16 protein-coding genes are annotated in these 18,664 nt (G+C 46.1%); 8 read left to right on the top strand and 8 right to left on the bottom strand.

Annotation, left to right across the window (positions count from 1 at the left end):
- Positions 1-17 precede the first annotated feature (17 nt).
- Entirely contained in the window at positions 18-644 is a 627-nt protein-coding gene (locus tag KO537_RS08550; protein WP_028760665.1) for a glutathione S-transferase, read from the bottom strand.
- 196 nt (positions 645-840) lie between these two features.
- Between KO537_RS08550 and KO537_RS08545 the strand changes: the two genes are divergently transcribed.
- Positions 841-1,437, top strand: a complete 597-nt coding sequence (locus KO537_RS08545; protein WP_219234247.1) for a TetR/AcrR family transcriptional regulator — start codon at positions 841-843, stop codon at positions 1,435-1,437.
- A 94-nt stretch (positions 1,438-1,531) separates the two neighbouring features.
- On the opposite strand, the gene KO537_RS08540 is transcribed toward KO537_RS08545, so the two are convergent.
- Positions 1,532-2,245: a DUF2461 domain-containing protein gene (locus KO537_RS08540; protein WP_219234246.1), complete on the bottom strand. Its 714-nt coding sequence runs from the start codon at positions 2,243-2,245 to the stop codon at positions 1,532-1,534.
- A 378-nt stretch (positions 2,246-2,623) separates the two neighbouring features.
- Between KO537_RS08540 and KO537_RS08535 the strand changes: the two genes are divergently transcribed.
- Positions 2,624-4,843: a TonB-dependent receptor gene (locus tag KO537_RS08535; protein WP_219234245.1), complete on the top strand. Its 2,220-nt coding sequence runs from the start codon at positions 2,624-2,626 to the stop codon at positions 4,841-4,843.
- A 134-nt stretch (positions 4,844-4,977) separates the two neighbouring features.
- Positions 4,978-5,541, top strand: a complete 564-nt coding sequence (locus KO537_RS08530) for an alkylphosphonate utilization protein (RefSeq protein WP_011790067.1) — start codon at positions 4,978-4,980, stop codon at positions 5,539-5,541.
- Positions 5,542-5,639: 98 nt separating this feature from the next.
- Here the strand turns inward: KO537_RS08530 and KO537_RS08525 are convergent, their stop codons facing one another.
- Entirely contained in the window at positions 5,640-6,845 is a 1,206-nt protein-coding gene (locus tag KO537_RS08525) for an MFS transporter (RefSeq protein WP_219234244.1), read from the bottom strand.
- Between the two features lie 230 nt (positions 6,846-7,075).
- Between KO537_RS08525 and KO537_RS08520 the strand changes: the two genes are divergently transcribed.
- Both KO537_RS08520 and KO537_RS08515 read left to right on the top strand, forming a co-directional pair.
- A complete protein-coding gene (locus KO537_RS08520) occupies positions 7,076-7,654 on the top strand; it encodes a MarR family transcriptional regulator (protein ID WP_173245937.1) in 579 nt (192 codons plus the stop codon).
- 124 nt (positions 7,655-7,778) lie between these two features.
- Positions 7,779-8,792, top strand: coding sequence for a succinylglutamate desuccinylase/aspartoacylase family protein (locus KO537_RS08515; protein ID WP_028760658.1), 1,014 nt, complete (start codon positions 7,779-7,781; stop codon positions 8,790-8,792).
- A gap of 19 nt (positions 8,793-8,811) precedes the next feature.
- Here KO537_RS08515 and KO537_RS08510 read toward each other — a convergent pair whose 3' ends face one another.
- Positions 8,812-10,839, bottom strand: a complete 2,028-nt coding sequence (locus KO537_RS08510; protein WP_219234243.1) for a methyl-accepting chemotaxis protein — start codon at positions 10,837-10,839, stop codon at positions 8,812-8,814.
- Between the two features lie 207 nt (positions 10,840-11,046).
- Between KO537_RS08510 and KO537_RS08505 the strand changes: the two genes are divergently transcribed.
- The 3 genes from KO537_RS08505 to KO537_RS08495 all read left to right on the top strand — a co-directional run bounded on the left by KO537_RS08505 (position 11,047) and on the right by KO537_RS08495 (position 12,957).
- On the top strand, positions 11,047-11,673 hold the full coding sequence (locus tag KO537_RS08505) for a fumarylacetoacetate hydrolase family protein (RefSeq protein WP_173245931.1): 627 nt from the start codon (positions 11,047-11,049) through the stop codon (positions 11,671-11,673).
- 23 nt (positions 11,674-11,696) lie between these two features.
- Positions 11,697-12,308: a Crp/Fnr family transcriptional regulator gene (locus KO537_RS08500; protein ID WP_173245928.1), complete on the top strand. Its 612-nt coding sequence runs from the start codon at positions 11,697-11,699 to the stop codon at positions 12,306-12,308.
- 139 nt (positions 12,309-12,447) lie between these two features.
- Positions 12,448-12,957, top strand: a complete 510-nt coding sequence (locus KO537_RS08495; protein WP_028760654.1) for a YgjV family protein — start codon at positions 12,448-12,450, stop codon at positions 12,955-12,957.
- Positions 12,958-13,086: 129 nt separating this feature from the next.
- On the opposite strand, the gene KO537_RS08490 is transcribed toward KO537_RS08495, so the two are convergent.
- From KO537_RS08490 to KO537_RS08475, 4 genes are all read right to left on the bottom strand, one after another.
- Positions 13,087-13,329 (bottom strand): hypothetical protein, encoded by a 243-nt coding sequence (locus KO537_RS08490; protein ID WP_006080930.1) that lies wholly within the window; start codon positions 13,327-13,329, stop codon positions 13,087-13,089.
- A 194-nt stretch (positions 13,330-13,523) separates the two neighbouring features.
- On the bottom strand, positions 13,524-16,265 hold the full coding sequence (locus tag KO537_RS08485) for a family 20 glycosylhydrolase (RefSeq protein WP_219234242.1): 2,742 nt from the start codon (positions 16,263-16,265) through the stop codon (positions 13,524-13,526).
- A complete protein-coding gene (locus KO537_RS08480; RefSeq protein ID WP_219234241.1) occupies positions 16,262-17,104 on the bottom strand; it encodes an ROK family protein in 843 nt (280 codons plus the stop codon). The genes KO537_RS08485 and KO537_RS08480 overlap by 4 nt, the downstream gene beginning before the upstream one ends.
- Entirely contained in the window at positions 17,101-18,393 is a 1,293-nt protein-coding gene (locus tag KO537_RS08475; protein ID WP_219234240.1) for an MFS transporter, read from the bottom strand. The genes KO537_RS08480 and KO537_RS08475 overlap by 4 nt, the downstream gene beginning before the upstream one ends.
- Between the last annotated feature and the right edge of the window lie 271 nt (positions 18,394-18,664).

The following is an 18,664-nucleotide window of genomic DNA, read 5'->3' as shown; positions in this document are numbered from 1 at the left end:
ATCAGGCATTAGCGCCGCTATTTTTTAGGGGTTAACGATACTATGGCAGGACGCTGCGCCATAGTGTTGAACCAAGCCTTGAGATGCGGCAAGTTATCAGCCACTTCGATGTCTAAATTTTTAATAAAACTGATAAAAACGTAAGCCGAAATATCGGCAATACTGAATGCATCGCCTGCCACAAAGGCTGACGTGTTCAATTGTTGGTCTAAGGTTGGTAGGAAGTCAATGACCCTTTGGCGTGATTCTACGCCCCAAGACTCGACACAATTTTCCCTGTCTTTATAGACACCGCTTAAATTACGAAAGGCTTGAAACCCGACCATTAATCCTTGTAACTCTATGATGCGTTGCCACATTTCTACTTTGGCGCGCTCAAGCGGTGTATTACCAAACAGTGAACGCTCACTCGGGTGGATTTCGTCTAAATAGCGGCAAATGGCAACAGATTCACACAGGTAACTGCCATCATCGAGTTCGAGCAGTGGAATGCGGCCATTTACACTTTTGGCTTTAAACTCAGCGCTTAAATTTTCCCCTCCACGGATATCGACGTTCACTCTTGGCACTTCTATACCTTTTTCCGCAAGAAAAATACTGACGCGGCGTGCGCTGGGAGTCGGAGCTAATTCGTAGAGTTTCATCTAAAGTCCTGTAGTTTTTATCAGTGCTTTATGCTCGATTCGGGCATATAAGGCTTTTTCTGAACGTTCGGTTAGGTTAGAATTTACGCCATATCTAAACGATCAGTCAAGAATGATTTACCCCTCAACTTTCTGTAGTAAAGAGGAATGGTGAAGCTGATCGTGAACGCGTATTCAAGAGATTAGGTCGCAGGCTATGGCACGGAGTTGTAATTTTGATCGGCAAGAAAAACTCATATTGGCGATGGAGCTTTTTTGGCAAAAGGGCTTTGCCGAAACCTCGATTTCCGATCTCGTCGGCCATTTAGGCATTAATCGATTTAGTCTCTATAACAGTTTCGGCGACAAGCAGAATCTTTACCGCGAGTGCCTCCGTTTTTACCTTGATCATTACTCTTTTGGCGCTTCAGATACTTTGCTGCATGAAAAAGCGGGCTTGGCTGAAATAGAAGCTTATTTAGCGCGCTTTGTTGCTTTGCAGCGGGAGCAAAAGTACGGCTGTTTTATGCAAAATGCCGTGCTCGAAAAGAGCCTTAACGATGAAAGTGTGCTGCAGGAATGTCAGCGATTATTTTGTCGATTACAGACCTCATTCACCCAAGTGTTACAAGTTTGCCAAGCGCGTGGAGAGCTATTAGCCCATGTGCAACCACATCAAGTTGCTGCTTTTTTAGTGCTGCAATTACAAGGGATTAGAGTGTTAGGCAAGGCGGGCGAATATGAGTTGTTAGACAATGCGTTTGTTGTATTGCAAGACTATTTACGTAGTTTGAGTGCTAATCAGACTGCATAACTGCAAATGACATAGTTTGATTGGCCTAGGTTTTTGCCTAGGCCATGTTTTTTAGAAATCTATTTTTTAAAAGTTTATTTTTAAAAGTCTATTTCTAAAAGTCCAAGTCCAGCGCAAAACACAGATAGGCCATCAGTTGAGTACAGTGTGCAAATTGCTCGGCACAAAAACTGGCTGCATCTGGGCGGCAGAGTTCCTCAAAGGCGATATTTTTAACTGCGATAAAATCTTTTCGTTTTAGCTCTATCAGCATAGGGTGGTTTTTATCAAATCCCTTTGGTGGTCGAGTTAAGCTATCGCCATCCATATTAAATCCATGACTTTGTAAGGTTTGTAGCGCCTTTTTATAGCCGTTAGGATTCTCATCAATACAAGTACGAATGGCATTTAAGGCTTTCGATTCTGGGTGCCAAATCCCAGCAGCAATAAAACAGCCATCTTCGGCAATATGTAGATACAGTCCCGGGGCATGTACGTCTTTACCTTGAAAATGGCGAAATTGAATGCCGACATTAGTTTTATAGGGCGCTTTATTTTTGCTAAAACGGCTGTCTCGCTGGGGACGCATCAAGCTGCCGCCGACTTTTTTGGGTACGGCAGTGAGCCTAGGCGAGAGGGCGAGAATACTGGGCTGCATTTGCTCGATAAACTGCAGTGCAGGCGTTCGCACTGTCTTTTCGTATTCCGCCTGATGGGCTTTAAACCAGTCGCGGGAGTTGTTTTGTGCCAGTTGATTTAAAAATTGCAGGCTTGCCGTGCTGAATGTTGCACCAGTCGCGATGGGGATTTTAGTTGTTAGAGTGGCCATTATCAGGGAACCTTATTAATGCAGATAAACCGAGCACAAGCAGTATTAATGCCGATTGAGGAGCAAGGTGAGTTGCTGACATATCCTTCCGTATCGCCCGCTCGTTCTTACTCACGATAGTTAAGACACTATAGTTAAAACACGATAGTTAAGACACTATAGTTAAAACACGATAGTTAAGACTGCCAAGTTGGGTGCCAATACTGCCATCCTTCGGCAGGATCTTCACTTAATTTTTTGCATTGTGCCGTTTCTACCTTGTTTTCAGTAAGTCGGTTATTTACACGTAAAGCTAAGTGAGAACTATTCTTATCTTGTTCGTTAGTGCCTATAATGCCGCCCTATTTTTAGATTGGTTTGTTAATAGGATGACGTTGAATGGGTTGCCTGCCTAAGTGTGAGAAGTGGAAAGCGAATAGAAATCTGTCGCTCATGGGATTATGTATATTGCCCTCAATGCCGTTGTACGCCGCTGAGGTATTGGGCGAGCCTAAGGTTGAGCCGATTGAGATCCTGCAGGTTCATGGGCAGCAATATCGCAGGGCCATCACAGTCGCTAAACCCGGTGAAGCGATTATTTCCATGGATCAAATCGAGGAGATGCAGGCGACAACTTTCGCCGAAGTGATCGATGATATGGCTGGGGCGCATATCGATGGCGGTACCCGCAGTGGCGGTGAGCGGATTAATATTTGGGGCTTTGGCGAGACTGAAGATTTTAACGTTTATGTGGATAATGCTCCGGTGGGATTTGAGCAGTATCGCTACGGCTCATTTTTCCTCGATCCTGACCTCATCAAACGAGTGGAAGTGATCAAAGGCGCCCATGACGTGCGCTCGGGCAATGGCGGTTTTGGTGGTGCCATGTATGTGGTCACTAAATCGGCTGATGATTTTCTTAAATATGATCAATCCCTTGGCGCGCGAGTCAAAACCAGCTACGCCAGCAATAATGACGCTATGGGTTATACGGGGACAGTTTATGGCCGCGTGAATTCACATCTATCTGGCTTGCTGCATCTTACGCGTCGCGATGCGGGGGATGTCACTTTAGCCAATGGTGAAGAGTTTGAATATTCAGGTTACGAGCAAAATAACTACCTAGGTAAGATGGATTACGCGCAGGGCGATCACCAATTAGCCTTGAGCGTGACCCATTATCTTGATGAGGGCCGCAAACCTTGGGCTAACCGCCGTGGCCCTATGCCTGCAATTTCGGACTACAACATCAAAAAGTACGGTTCCTACGAGCAGGCGCTGTATGCCACAACTGCCTACAACACCTATGAAGACAACACTTGGTCGGCAAATTATCGCTATTCGCCGAGTAATCCCCTGATCGATACCCAAGTGGTGATTTCCCATTCGGCGAATGCACGCCACTGGGTAAGACCCGATATCGCGTGGGAGAAAATGACGGTTTCCGTAGGCAACTTCGGTCACGAATCTTGGCTAGACTATAAACGTGACTACATTGATATCAACAACTTGAGCTTGATTGGCGATCATGAGATCACCACAGGATTACAGTACCGTAGTCTTGACCGCACTTCGTTAGTGTTTAACAAAAGTTATGAAACAAATCCCGAGAAAAACTTTGGCTGGTATACACCTTACTACCAACCTGAAGGCCGTCAAGATACCTATGCTGCCTATATTCGCGATGCAATTCATCTTACTAATGACTTAACTGTGACTCCCTCGCTGCGATATGACTTTATCTACAGCATAGGTCGACCAAATATTGCACCAGATTACAATGATATTGCTGCGGGCCATGATTATAGCTCAACCCATCATTCGGGGTTCTCACCAAGATTAGGCATAGATTATCAACTGACAAATCACGCTCGGTTAAACTTTGATTACGCTTATAGCTTGCAAGCCCCTGTGGTGGATGAGATTTATGCCGTGCAATACGCTAAAGCCAGCATTACCGGCACGAGTCGCGACATTGATGTCGAACGCTTACATGCCTTCAAATTAGGCCTAATGACGCAGCATCAGCATGTACTTGCCAATGAGGATGCTTTGTCGACGCAAATCACCCTGTTTGCCAATTTAGGTCGTGATGATATTGCCCAGCGCCGCGGAGCTAAGTCTGATAAAACCCAGTTAATTCAAAGTGGTTATACAAATCTTGATGGTTACCATATTTACGGTGCCGATTTTGAAGCCCAATATCGCTATCAAGATGTGTTCAGTGATCTTGCGGTTTCATGGCTGCAAGGACAGCACAATGGGTCACTCAGAGACAGCCAAGATGACGATGAATATTTAGCTAACATAGCCCCGCTCGATATTCGTTTGCGTTTAGGCATGTATATCACAGATGACATTTCTATCGCTTGGCAGGGCGCTTGGTATGATGCGCAAACCAATGTTCCCCACGGTGATATCTTTAATGCCGAGTCGCCAAGCGAGAATTATTTCCTACAGAATGTGTATCTCGCCTATGAACCTCAAGCCATCTTAAAGGGATTAAGTGTGCGTTTGATGGTAAAAAATCTTACGGATCTGCAAGTGGTGCCGTTTCTCTCCGATGGGATACCCGCCGCAGGGCGTGATGTTCGTTTGAGTTTAGCCTATGAATTTTAAAGACTAATCCCCAAGGCTGTGTGGACTAGGCATATATAGCTCATAAAAAATAGGGTTATATTGCCTCAGCCCCCTGCCGAAAAATGCCAGTTTATGGCATAATCCGCGTTTTACTAGGCATATAGAACAGAAAAATGACTGAAAATGAATTGCTAAGTCGCTGTGGCGGCAAGTGTGAACTGTGTGGCAGCGAGCTTGAACTCTCTATTTATGATCTGCCAGCCTCCGATGGCCGTGACAATGAGATCATGATTTGTGAAACCTGCAGTGGCCAAATTGCGGCACCAGATACCATGGACATGAACCACTGGCGTTGTCTGAATGACAGCATGTGGAGTCCTGTACCGGCAGTTCAAGTGATGTCATATCGTATGCTTAAGCGCTTAAATGGCGAAAGCTGGGCGCAAGATTTGCTGGATATGCTTTACCTTGAAGACGATTTAAAAGCGTGGGGTGATGCCGAAGTTGCCGCAGCAGGTGACGATGCGACGCCAACGTTAGACAGTAATGGTGCAGTGCTCAACGCTGGTGATACTGTGGTCATCATCAAAGACTTAAACGTGAAAGGCACTAGCTTTGTGGCTAAGCGTGGCACAGCTGTGCGTAACATTGCTTTGACCAACAACCCAGAGCATATCGAAGGCCGCGTTAACGGTACTCGTATTGTGATTCTGACGTGCTTCGTTAAAAAGTCTTAAGTTTCGCTTAGTGTGAGCGCGATTTATTTAGCTCAACACAAAAAAAACCGCCATGATCGTTAGCCGACATGGCGGTTTTTTTATGTTGAGTTAGGTAGTTAAGATACGCAGCGGGTGGTTTGATATTGGCGTGCATAGCCCTGCGGATTAAATTGCCAAGATAATATCCACGCGATCACACTTAAGCCACCGAGTAATAACCAAGCACTGTTAAAGCTGTTGAAATTATCGCGAATTAATCCGGCAATCCAAGGCGAGATAGCCGCTATGGTATATCCCACACCCTGCACGAAGGCAGTTAATTTACCTGCTAACATAGGATTTTGTTGATGATCCATAGTGACAATCAGCCCGAGTGGAAAAATCCCGCCAATACCTAATCCTGCAAGTCCCGCCCATAAAAATAGTGATACTTGAGGGGCGAGTGCCAGTCCCATAAAGCCAATGAGTTGTAGTAAGCAGAGTAGGGCTATGATGGCGCGTCTGTCCGTCGACTTGCTGGCAAGCCAAGGAAACACTAAGCCCGCGATCACTTCCATGCTGGTTAAGAAACCTAACACTAATCCAGATTGAGTTTGGCTATAACCTAGCTCGACTGCGTAGGGGGCTAACCATGCAAGTACGCAGACATAACAACTTGTGCCTAATGCAAAAAATATCGCCAATAGCCAACTGCGACGAAAACGCCAAAAGTTAAGTTGCAAAGCTTGCTCTTTTGCTTGGCTCGGTAATGCGGCTTTATGTTTAATCAGGAGCCACAGCACGAGTGCGAATATGCCTAGCCAAGTCCAATGGCCTAGACCCGCGCGCCAACCTAAGTTCATCCCGATAAAAGGCGCGCTACTCGCCGCTAATGCGGCGCCACCCATAATGGCGGTGACGTAAAGCCCCATCATTAAGGGGACCCGTTCACCGAAATTAAGCTTAATCATGGCGGGCATTATGGTTTGAATGAGGGCGATTGCGACCCCTGCCAGTAATGCCGAGCAGATAAGCCAATTGGCATCTATCGCCCAAAAGCGCATTGCAGTTGCGCCGATCAGCAGTAGCAATGATCCTGTCATTACGGTATTGAATCCTAAACGTTTGGCGATACTAAAGCCTGCAAAACAGCCCAGTCCCATTGCGAGCACGGGCAGCAATGTCAGCATAGACGCTAAGGTAAAACTTAAACTGATATCCTTTTGTATGCTGGGCAGTAAAGGCCCAACCGAGGCGAGAATGGGCCGTAGATTTAGACCAATAAGGATGAACGCGAGTCCGAGCAGCAATAAATTCGCTTTCTCTGTCAGGGGGGATCGCATGGATTGTCTCCAAAAATAAGCTGAGTTTGATTTGCTGAAAAAGTGATTTGTAGCAGCATTTAGCATACTCATGATGATTTCCTTTCAACAACAGTAGGTTGAAACTACATCACTACAATTCAAAAAGAATCTCTTTCAGATGTATCTTGATGTAAAGATATTTTAATTCTGCGAGAAAATGACTAAGATGTAAAGAATGATGTAAAGAATCTTTATATTGAGATAAACCTATGACAGCTAAAATGACGCTAACTAATGCCAGTCCTGCGGATACTAACGCGAGTTCTACGGATAAAAAGAAAGCGGATTCGAATACCAAAGAAGATGGCCTCGATAGAATTGTTGAACAGTGGCAACAGCAAGGGGTGAGTGAGGATTTGATCCCTATGGCTGTGCTCGGGCGAATCGCTCGTTTAACGAAATATATCGAAGTGGTACTGCTGCAATGCCACGCCGAATTTGGCTTAGGTCAGGGGGAGTTCGATGTGCTCGCGACGTTAAGGCGCTCGGGAGAGCCGTTCACACTCTCGCCTTCGCAACTTTATCAGAGCATGATGCTAAGTTCTGGCGCTATGACCAGTCGTTTAGACAGACTCGAAAATAAGGGGCTGATTGAGCGGGAGCACAGTAAGGAAGATCGCCGCGCCGTCCATGTTTCGTTAACTGCTGAGGGTAAGGCGCTCATTGATAAGGCATTACCTCAGCATATTCAATGTCAAAGTGCGTTGTTCGCGGGCGTGAGCGTTGAAGATAGGCCTGTATTACTGCAGATTTTAAAATCTTGGCTGAACCAATTTGAGCCGCAATAATTCGTTTAAAATCCCACTTTAGTCTTTAAAGTAGGCTGATATGTAATAGCGGATCACTTTGGCAAAATGCGGTAAACATGAGCCAACCGCGCGGGATAACATTTTATAGAACAAGGGAGTTGCCATGGTAAAAAGACGTGAAGCATTTGAATTAGCGGGAAAACGAGTCACAGCTGGGACGCAATTAGGGATCAAGCTGCCAGCCGCTAAGTTGTATACCGATACGCAACTCGATATTCATGTGGAAGTGTTTCACGGAGCCAAACCTGGCCCGACTTTATTGGTTTGTGCCGCCATTCATGGGGATGAACTCAATGGTATCGAAATTTGTCGGCGTTTATTAGCCAGAGTGAATCCAAAGAATCTGACGGGCACATTAATTGTGGTGCCAATAGTGAATGTGTTTGGTTTTATTCAGCAATCCCGTTATTTACCCGATCGGCGCGATTTAAATCGTTGCTTTCCAGGTTCTAGCAAAGGGGCGCTCGCAAGCCGTTTAGCTAATCTGTTTGCCACTCAGTTATTAGTTCATGCAACCCATGTGATTGATTTACATACTGGGGCCGTCCATAGGGATAATTTGCCGCAAATTCGCTGTGATACTAATGATGAGACTATGCTGGCCATGGCGAATGCCTTTGGTGCACCGCTGATCATGCATTCTAAAGCGCGCAGTGTTTCTATGCGAGGTTATGCTAATCAACAGGGTATTCCTTGCATTTTATATGAGGCTGGAGAGGCGTTACGTTTTAGCGAGTTGTCGATAAAATCTGGCCTCAAAGGTGTGCTCAATGTGATGCGCAGTTTAGATATGCTTAAAGGGCGAGTGAGTAACAAAGGCGCGAGTGTCAGTGCTATTCGCAGTTATTGGGTTCGCAGTGAATCCGATGGTTTAGTGAATATGAAGCTTAAACTCGGCCAGCGGGTGACTAAGGGTTATATCATTGCCCATATCGTTAGTCCCCACGGCGGTGACAGTGTGGCCATTCGCGCGCCAACCGACGGTATTATCATAGGAATAAGTAATATCCCTGTGACTAACGAAGGTGAGGGTATGTTTCATATCGCCCAGTTCGAAGGTGACGAGATTGAAATTGCCAACGAACAGCTCGATGAATTCCTGATGGAATATGCCTAGATTCTAGGTCCCATCACCTCTACAGTTTAAACCGCTCCACTGAGCTGGTGAGTGAATGGGCAAGCAGAGTGACTTCGTTACTGCGTTTGGCCATGTCCATAGCTTCATTGGCATTTTGGTCTGCAGATTGTGCCGCCTCACTCATGCTCGACTCAATCCGCTGGCTGTAATTTAACTGCTCGTGGGCGGCGTGGGTGATCTCTAGACTCATTTTATTGAGGGTATGTAAGGTGCTTTCTATGTGAGCGATAGCATCCTGCAGGGTTTGGCTTTGTCCGACACACTCATTTGCTTGATTTTGCCCCGTAGTAATTGCATCGGCTGCCGTGGACGTTTCTTTTTGCAGGGCCGTGATCATGGTTTGAATTTCGGCGGTGGCGGCTTGGGTGCGTGAGGCAAGTGATCGCACTTCATCGGCCACGACGGCAAAACCACGTCCATGTTCCCCCGCTCTGGCGGCTTCAATGGCGGCGTTCAGTGCCAGCAAATTGGTTTGTTCGGCAATGCTGCTAATGGTGGTTAAAATGCTGCCAATATTATCGCTTTGAATGCTCAAGCGAGACATGACTTCAACTGAGCTACTTAAACGGGCGCTCAGTTCGGCAATTTTATTGCGATTATCATCGGCAATTTGCTTCACTTGATTACCGTATTTCGAGGCTTGACTGATTTGTCTCGCCGACTCACTGGCCTGTTCTGTCACTAGATTTGAGCTAGTAAACATCTGTTCTGCCAAGGCTTTAGTTTCATCGACTCGACTGATTTGCGCCGTTGTGGCATTGGCGATGCGCTGGCCTTGCTCATTGGTTTGGGTGGCAGAGCTGTCCAATGAATGGGCATTTTGGCTGATATTGGTTAACAGCTTGGCAAGATCGTCACTCAAGGTATTCATGTTATCGATTAGGGCACCAAATTCATCGTTATGACGTTTATGAATGCGTTTAGATAAATCCCCTCGGGCGATACTGGCGAGTGCGCCGTTCACTAAGGCCAAGGGATTGAGCATGGCCTTGGAGGTGAAGAAGGAGATAAAACTCACCATGATGATAAATACCAGTGCTAGTACAATCGCTAAGGTTTGACCCTGTTGAATATCATTACTGGCGATGGTTTGCAGGCTGGTAAATCGGCGGTCGGCTAAGTTGATTAACTTATCTAAGGCGAGATTATTCGCATTAAACTCTTTATCGGCATCGAGGTAATGTTGCTCTGCTTGTCGTTGTGCCTCAACTACGGCTTCCTGCACTTTATAAAGTTCGGCAGGCGCTGCGAGTAAGGTATTGATAATCGCATATTCTTGCTCGAATGTTTGCAGTAGGCCTAAGGTATCAAGCCCATCAGTTTGTTGTTTTAAAAAGGTAAAGTTAGTGGTGAGATTTCCCAGTAAAATACCGACATCCTGTTGGTGCGATTGAATAACATCCAAACTTTGAGTGTGGATCAGTTCCCCCATAGTGTTGGCTAGCGTATAGAGCATGTCGTCAATGCGAGTACCTGTGCCGACAATTTCTTCGAGTAAAGTGGGATTATCGGGGATGGAAAGAGTTTCGAGATCAATCATCGCATTACTGGCGTTGGTCTTGGCATGGTTAAAGCGCTCAAAGAGTTGCAGGTACTGCCGTTTTGCTTGTTCATTGGCGAGTTTAGCGCTAAACATGGCTTGGCTTTGCTGCAAATAGGCTTGGTATCTTGCCTGCGCTTCGTTTAGGGATGTTTGCATCTTAGGTTGATCTGCAACTCGCTCAATTAACTCATTTTCGATACTTTGATATTTCTTCTGCAGCGCGGTAAATGCTTGCTGACTTTTGGTTAAGGCGGCAGTGTCTTGCTGACTATGGGCCAAGGTGGCAAGGCGTGACATTTTTAATAGCACTAGTTGTAAGCTATTACTCTGCTTTTGCACGGGTACGGCTAAGGTTTCAATATTTTGATAGGCGGTTTGCACTTGGGAGAGTGAATAGTAGAAAAAGCTACTACCAGCGATGAGCAGCGCGCCAATTGCACTAAAACTAAAGATGATTTTTTGTTTTATGGTAAGCGTTAACATAGTGCGAAAACCTCTTCTATGACTGTCCCTGTAAAATGGGTTTATTAATGGTTAGATCGCTGTTTTCGTTGAAATATTGATTTAAGTGTAGCAGAGTTCGTCATAAGTACAGTGATTAGTTCAATTGAACGTTTAGATTTAATTTAGGTTAACTAATTGGTTTTATTATTTAAAATAATCTCAACCCTATCTTGAAAAGGATTAAAGATGAAATCAGTCGTGTTAGGTGAAAACCTTATCGTACCGACAAAAATTCTCTGCATTGGGCGTAACTATGTTGAGCATATCCATGAATTAGGTAACGAAATCCCCGTGGATATGGTGGTATTTTTAAAGCCCAACTCGGCCATTTCGACTGTGCTTCATTCTGAGCATCAAGGGGAAACCTTGCATTATGAAACCGAGCTGTGTTTTATGTTTCAAAATGGCCGTTTCAGTAGCGTCGCCGTCGGTTTAGATCTCACAAAACGTGATTTGCAAACTAAGTTAAAAGCTAAGGGATTACCTTGGGAGCGAGCAAAAGCCTTCGATGGTGCTGCGTTATTCAGTCCGTTTGTGGCGATTGATGATGCAGAGGCACAGCTGCATTTCACCTTGAGTATCAACGATAACTTGGTTCAAGAGGGGCATATCGATTTAATGATTTACAAACCTCAGACCATATTGTCCGAGCTACAGGCATTTATCAGTCTCGATGAGGGCGATATCGTAATGACAGGCACGCCCAAGGGCGTGGGAAGCATTCCCGCTAAAAGTGTATTTAACGTCACGCTGAGCCGTGGCCTGCAAGCGAGTGCTGAACCCTTACTCGAATGGCAGTGGTTAAGTGTTTAGTGATAAATCGCTGAGTTGCTCGCATGATTGAACCTGATGACGTAAAAAAGACTGCCGTATTGCTGGTGCCAACTTGCCAGCCACTGCAACAATATTTGATTGCGTTAGGGGCGAGTCAAGCTGCTGTTGAACGTTACTTACCACAGTTTAAAGCGTTGAACGTGCCGGCGGGAGAGGTGCTTCTTGGCCAAGGAAATGAGCAGTCACAGGCATATTTTGTTGTGGATGGTATCGTGCGCGCTTGCCATTATACTCAGGAGGGCACAGAGCGCTGTAAGGAGTTTTATTTCGAGGGTGAATTGTGTTTTTTGTATGTCAGTTGGCTTAAGCAAATTCCCGCTCGTTACCAATTAGAAGCTTTAAGCGCCTGTAAACTTATCCAAATGCCATTATCCGTGTTGGATGATACTTCGCTACAGTCAGTGCAACTTGGGTTACTTAAACAGCAATTATTGTATAAAGAACAAAAGGAAGCCTTTTTACTGCTGCACACACCTGAGCAACGTTATCTGTATTTACGCGAACATTCACCACTTTGGCTTGAGCGGTTAAGCCAAGGTCAGCTAGCTAATTATATTGGCATTACGGCAATCAGTTTGTCGCGTATGCGTCGACGACTTCAAGACTCTCTTTAACGGTTTTTGCTCCCAGTTAACTTAAGTTAATGCGCTAAATCGCGATTCCCATGATGCTGCGCCTTAAGTTGCGCTCTCAAGTCTACAAAGCTTTCAATCAGAGTGCGCATTATTACTTAAAGCGAAGGAGCTTAATAAGTTGACTGCGTTTACTTTGTCTCAAATTTTGGTGGCGATAGCCATTATCTTCGATCTGATTTCATTTCAATTTAAGGCGCGGGAGCGGATAGTCGCCTGCCTTTTTGTGTCTGGCATCTTGATTTCAATTCATTTTTGTTTGCTGGAGCAATGGACTGCCGCAGGCTTAATGGGCATAGCCACAGTGCGTTATCTCACCAGTATTTTTACCACCTCAAAAGTAGCCCTATGGTGTTTCTCTATTGCTGCACTTGTGATGAGCATTGTGACCTTTAATGGGGTAACGACTGTGATCAGTTGTATAGGCACCTTGTTTCAAACCCGCGCCGCATTCTGTCAAAGGGATAAAGATCTCAGACTGCTTATGATAGTCGGAACCAGTTTTTGGCTCGTTCACAATGCCTTAGTGGGATCGCCTGTGGCAGTGTTAATGGAGGTACTCTTTATTGGCAGTAATTTGGTGGGCTATTATCGACACTATTTTCGTGGGCAGCTTAAGCAACTGCCGTGATTAGTTTAAATAATCTCATTGATAATTAAAAAGATATTTACTTTATAACGGCGAATTACAGTGACTGTTGTAATCGTCGCTTGGCCGTCGATGTGAAGCTAATGCCAGTATGGGTTGGCTCTGGAATGATTAGAGTCCCGCGACGGCTTCCATATCGAGTTCGATATCTGTGCAGCCCTTAGCACAGTAAATTCCTGCGGCTTGTTCAGCTTTTGCCTGCTCTGGCAATATCACTTTAAGTGTCTGTTTACAGCTAGGACATTGCACTGGCTTACCTTTAAATACCCGTTTAATGAGATTTTTCTGTTCATTGAACGAGGTCGCTGTGGTTTGGTTTAACACGGCAAAGGGGCTAGTAGAAGCAGTTGTCATCGGTTGGCGGATCCTTAGGCTTGATAAAGTATTATCACGAGAGTGTCATCGCGAATAGCGAGATTATAGCCTGAGTTGCGCTGTTATTGAAAAGCCTCAATGTAAGCTCATGCTTAACCTATCGACCAGTGGTATTAATAGTCAATTAACGCATCGGCCATCACATACGATGGCCGACATTGTGCGAGAAACGACTAGAGGGTGTTTTGCCAAGTCGATGGGCGAGAGTAACGCGCGCCATCTTTGACTCTGGCGCGGATGTGTTTGACATCATTAAGCTTGAAAGCTTGGCGGTAGCTTAGCCAAGGTCCTGAGTCGAGTTGGTATTCCAACTCGGCATTGGGATATAAGCTATTGAGCACTAACTGCTGATGTTCAACACGTATTCCAGGCGGTGCTATGCGATAGAAAACTCCCGCTTTTGCTAACTTAGGTTGCACTTTATTGGCGTAAACCGCGGCGAAGGTTTGCCAATCCTGTTTGAGGACTTGCTCGGCTTGGCCATTGAGTTGGCGGGCAAAATGTTGAGTTTGCTGACTATAAATTTTACCTTGATAATCATAGGCTAATTCCCATGGTGCCTTATGCCATGCCCGTTCGGCGAGGGCGACCATGCGCGGGAATAACATGTATTCTGCTTGCTCGTCCGATTGCACCATTTCGCTCCAAAGGTGCCCCTGTAAGCCGTAAAACCTGTGTCCCGGTTTGAGCTGGCTGTGGCTATCGTCCGACACAAATGGCTGATTTAAGCTATTGTGCCAACGCTCGGCATGTACAGGCAGATTATCGGGCATAAAGCTAAACACCTTAAAACTGTCTATTGCCCTCGAGGCCCAATGATTGCCGCGCTCATCTGGATGGCTAGCGTAGGGGAAATCGAAATAGGTGACTTCTGGCGTTGAGATAACGACCTTCCAGCCAAGGTTTGCTTGCTTATGGGCGATTTGATGGCCATTGTTTGAAATCTGCGACCAAGCGTTAGACTGCACTTGGGCTGGCATGTTTTCGGGGCGCACTTCACCCATGCCATCATTCCAACCAGCGGCAATAATCCCTTTCTCTGCCAACATGTTAGCAACGCGCTCGATAAAGTAACCATTGAGCGAATGCAGTCCGGTTAACTCATCGGCTTTTTGTTTTTTCATTGCGATACACGCGGGGGATTCTACCCAAGCGCCCGCGGTTTCATCGGCGCCTATGTGGTAATGTACTAAGGGAACACCCGCGGCGTGGTGCATCTTTTTAACTTCATCAATCACAGTATCGATAAAGTGATAGGTGCTCGGCAGACACACATTGAGTGTGTTGTCGTGGTAATACTGAATCGACGAATATTGGGTTTTATCTGCAAATTCAGTTAGTAAAAACTCCTCCGCCTTAGCTTTGTCTCCCTTGGCGAGGTAATGGTGATAACGCGCCTCCATGGATTTTATTGCGGCGCGTGAATGCCCCGGCATGTCCAGTGAAGGGATCACTTCGATATGGTGAGCATCTGCCAGTTGTAATATTTCTTGGTATTGCGCCACGGTTAAGTAGCCATCGACGGGGTTTACGTCCGCTATGCCGCTGCCCAGTTGTGGCAATAAACAGCTTTGCTCGGTTAAATCGAAACAGCGTTTTGCGCCCACATCGGTCAGTTCAGGTAAGCCGGGGATGGCTAAACGCCAGCCTTCATCGTCGGCTAAGTGCAAGTGCAGCTTATTGATTTTATAGGCGGCGAGCTGTGGGATAATGCGTTTAATAAAATCGAGCGAGTGAAAGTTACGGGCTAAATCGATATGCAGGCCGCGAAAGGCGTAGCGAGGTTGGTCTTGGATCTCGATGGCGACGAGTTGATCGTCACTTAAACTGATCAGCCCAGCTAGGCTTTGTAGGCCATAGAAGAGTCCTGCTTCACTGCTCGCTCGAATACTGATTTGTTCAGTCGTTATGGTTAACCGATAGGCTTCGATGCTTTTAATTTCACTATCATGGGCTTCAGTGCTTGCGACTTTAGGTGCTTGAGTATCGAGTTGCAATAATAGAGGCGTGCCTTTGTCCTTGGCCGAAAAGCCTAAAGAATCGAGGTAATCAAATGCCGCCTGCCGTCCCTTAAAATCGACAGTTGCAGCCGCGAGTCGATAACCTTTAGCAAGGGATAAAGGCGCTGAGTTTAGGCTTTGGCTATGAAGTGGCGTGGGGATGAGTTTGCCGCTAATGTCAGGTGCTTTGTCTGCGGCTAAGGCTTGATATTGCTCTGCTAAATACTGGCCATCGGCAAAGGGGGTTGCATCGTTTTTTGCCAGTAAGAATTGTTTTTCGGCATTAAAAGGCGCCAGGTAGTCTTGCTCGGCTAAACCTGTTTCTTTATCGCGCCTTGTTTGAGTGCTCTTTATGACCTGCGCCTTATCGCCCATAGCGATAAAGAAGTTTGGCATAAACTCGGAACGGGTGATTTGGCTGCCTTTGCTATAAAACTCAATACGATAAACTTGATTGGCGACGAAGCCCTTAAAGCTGGCTTTAGGAGTGATTTTATGTAAATCGCCATTGATATGCTCAATGCTAAAGTCACCCGCATCGACGAAATAAACGGGCGATAATTGGCTGAAATAAATTTGCCAGTCGCCATGATTTAGCTCTTCGTTAGATAACTTGTCGTTGGATAACTGAGTGGGCAGGGTTAGCTCAATGACAGAGCGGTAGCATTGGGCTTCTTTAGCGGGACAGGTTTCAAGATAACTAGCGGTTAGCTGATAATTTAATTGGAGCTTATCGGCCAATTGATTCAGCGCGACATGATTTGCCTCCTGCACAGCATTGGCGGCCTGTACTGATGGCATCGCAAGTATTGAAAGCACCGACGCTACGGGAAGCACTGCCATGACGCCGCTGACTAAGGCCGTCTTAATCCTCTGCCACTTTATCATCCCTTTCTGTGTTATTTGTCCTTTCACTTAGCTGAGTCCTTTTGTTGTAAAAACCACTGCGCGGCACCTATGAGGGCAGCATTGTGATGTTGGCTGGCTGAAATCGTCAAGTCTGTCAGTTGCGGGCCATAGACTAAGCTTTGCAATTTCTGTTTAAGCGCTTCAATAAAAAAGGGAAAGCTTTGGCTGACTGAGCCGCCAAGGATGATATCTTTGGGATCGTATACCAGTAAGGTTTGGGCGATCATGTGCGCCAAGTGTTCGCCAAAATGGGCGAAGGCTTGTAGCGCTTGGCTGTCACCTTCACAGGCTTTTTGGTACAAATGCTCGCCACTCATGTGATGATGAGTGGTGAAGTATTGCCCCGAGCAGTAGTGCTCAATAATGCCATCACGATAACTCAAACTACCTATTTCACCTGCGGCGCAATGTTTACCCGAATACAACTGACCATTAAAAATCACCCCAGCGCCTACGCCAGTGCCTAAGGTAATCCCGAGCATGTCTTGATTGTGATTGAGTACAGCTTCGCCGAGGGCAAAGAGGTTAGCGTCGTTATTCACAACCACATCCATCTCAAAGGTATTTTGCAGTTGCTGGGCTAACTGCGTTGCCGTTAATGCAGGGATGTTGAGCACTTCGAGTAAAGTGCCGCTGTGCATATCCACCATACCGGGCACCCCGATGGAAATACCACAGGTTTCAGATGTGAGGTGGCTGTGGATACAGGTCACGAGGAAATCTAATAATTGTTCAAAATTGCCATCTGCGGGAACAGGATACCGCCAAGTGTCGAGTAAGGTTTTACCTTCCACCTGTGCCAACATCAGTTTAGTTCCCCCAAGATCTAAACATAGGACGCTCATAATAGCTTGTTGCCTCTCGTGTTGTTTGTTGCCATAGGAACGGCATCCTTTGATGCCGCTTTCGCTGAGAACAGGGTAGTGTTTTTAATCAAGGGACGAGCCGTTAGGGCCACATAACCTATGTAAGCCATAGGGATTAACAGCACTAACATCCCGAGCCGTAACTCGCCGGATAGCTCGCTGATAACACCAATGATCGGCGAGATAAACGCGCCGCCGATAATGCCAGTACAGAGAATGCCGGCGAATGATCCATGATCTTGAGTGCGCGAATTGAGCGCCAACGAGAAGATCACCGACCACATGATAGAAATGAAAAAGCCAACCAATGGGAAACAAATTAATGTTAGTTGGCTCGGTCCCCAAATCGCCACCAGAAAACAAACCAGTGAACTAAGGGAAAAACTGAGCAGCAAGATCTGACTGTCGATAAGTTTAAGTAGCAGCAAACCGAGTAGGCAGCCGAGCGTCATGTAAAACCAAAAATCGCTAACCACATTGGCGCCGACACTTAAGGTGTCAAGACCATGATATTGCAGCAAAAAGACTGAGATACTGTTAGCAAGCCCTTGCTCAAGCGCAACGTAGGCGGCGATAGCGAAGAAGAATTTCAAAACGGTTTTATCTTTGAAAAGGCGTAAATGGGTCTCGAGGGCACCTGCCGACTCATCTGCCAGTTTATTCACTTTGGGCATCTTCACTAGGCTGGCAAAGAGCACCATGGCGAGCGCGACCACGGCGAATAACCAATACATGGCGAGCCAACTCATGTTCTCGGGCAATAGCTGTTGCACATAGTTGGCTGATGCAACACTGGCTTGATCTAAGGCGACAAAATGCTGATACACCAGCGGCGCTAAGGTCGCGGCGCCGCCAAAGGCAAGTTGGGCCAGTACGGAGAAAAAGGCAAAATGCTCTGGCCCCGCAGCTTGTCGCAATAAGGGATTCACTGCTACCTGCAATAAACTCATGCCAGTGCCAATACAAAACAGGCTAAACATGGCGATGCTAAAGGTGGGCAGACACACAAAAGTCACGGCGCCGATAAACGCGAGGCTAAAGGCTAAGATGATCACCCGCTTTTCACCGTACTTGTCCACCAAAATCCCCGCAGGAATCGATGTCACGCCGTAGGCGATAAAAAACGCAAAGGGAAATAACCCCGCCAACGTCAGGCCGATAGCATAACTGTCAATTAACGCAGGGAAAATCGGCCCCATGCTGTTGGTCATCAAAGAAATCACAAAGAAAGTGCAGAGAACAAACAGAATGATGAGTTTGTGTTTCATGTGCTTAGCCAATTGAATTAAGTGAAATTCATTGTGGCTTGACGCTCGCCTTGGTGGTGATACGAATGGTGCCTCTGTCGATACTTTTCTCACATAGTCAAATCGTGTTTGCGCTGATTGGGCTGATTTACATCAGGTGCTGTAAATACTTGCTGTAGATAGTGGGCAGCAGATAGCTGCTGCGGATGAGCATAGAGAAAACCATGTTTTAGCCTCTGCTGATAACCTATTTACTTGTAAAATAGTTACCTTTAATTAACATTGGATAGAA

Origin of the sequence: Shewanella sp. NKUCC01_JLK (assembly GCF_019345615.1) — a bacterium.
Classification (GTDB): domain Bacteria; phylum Pseudomonadota; class Gammaproteobacteria; order Enterobacterales; family Shewanellaceae; genus Shewanella; species Shewanella oncorhynchi.
This window is presented reverse-complemented; position numbering and strand designations above follow the sequence as displayed.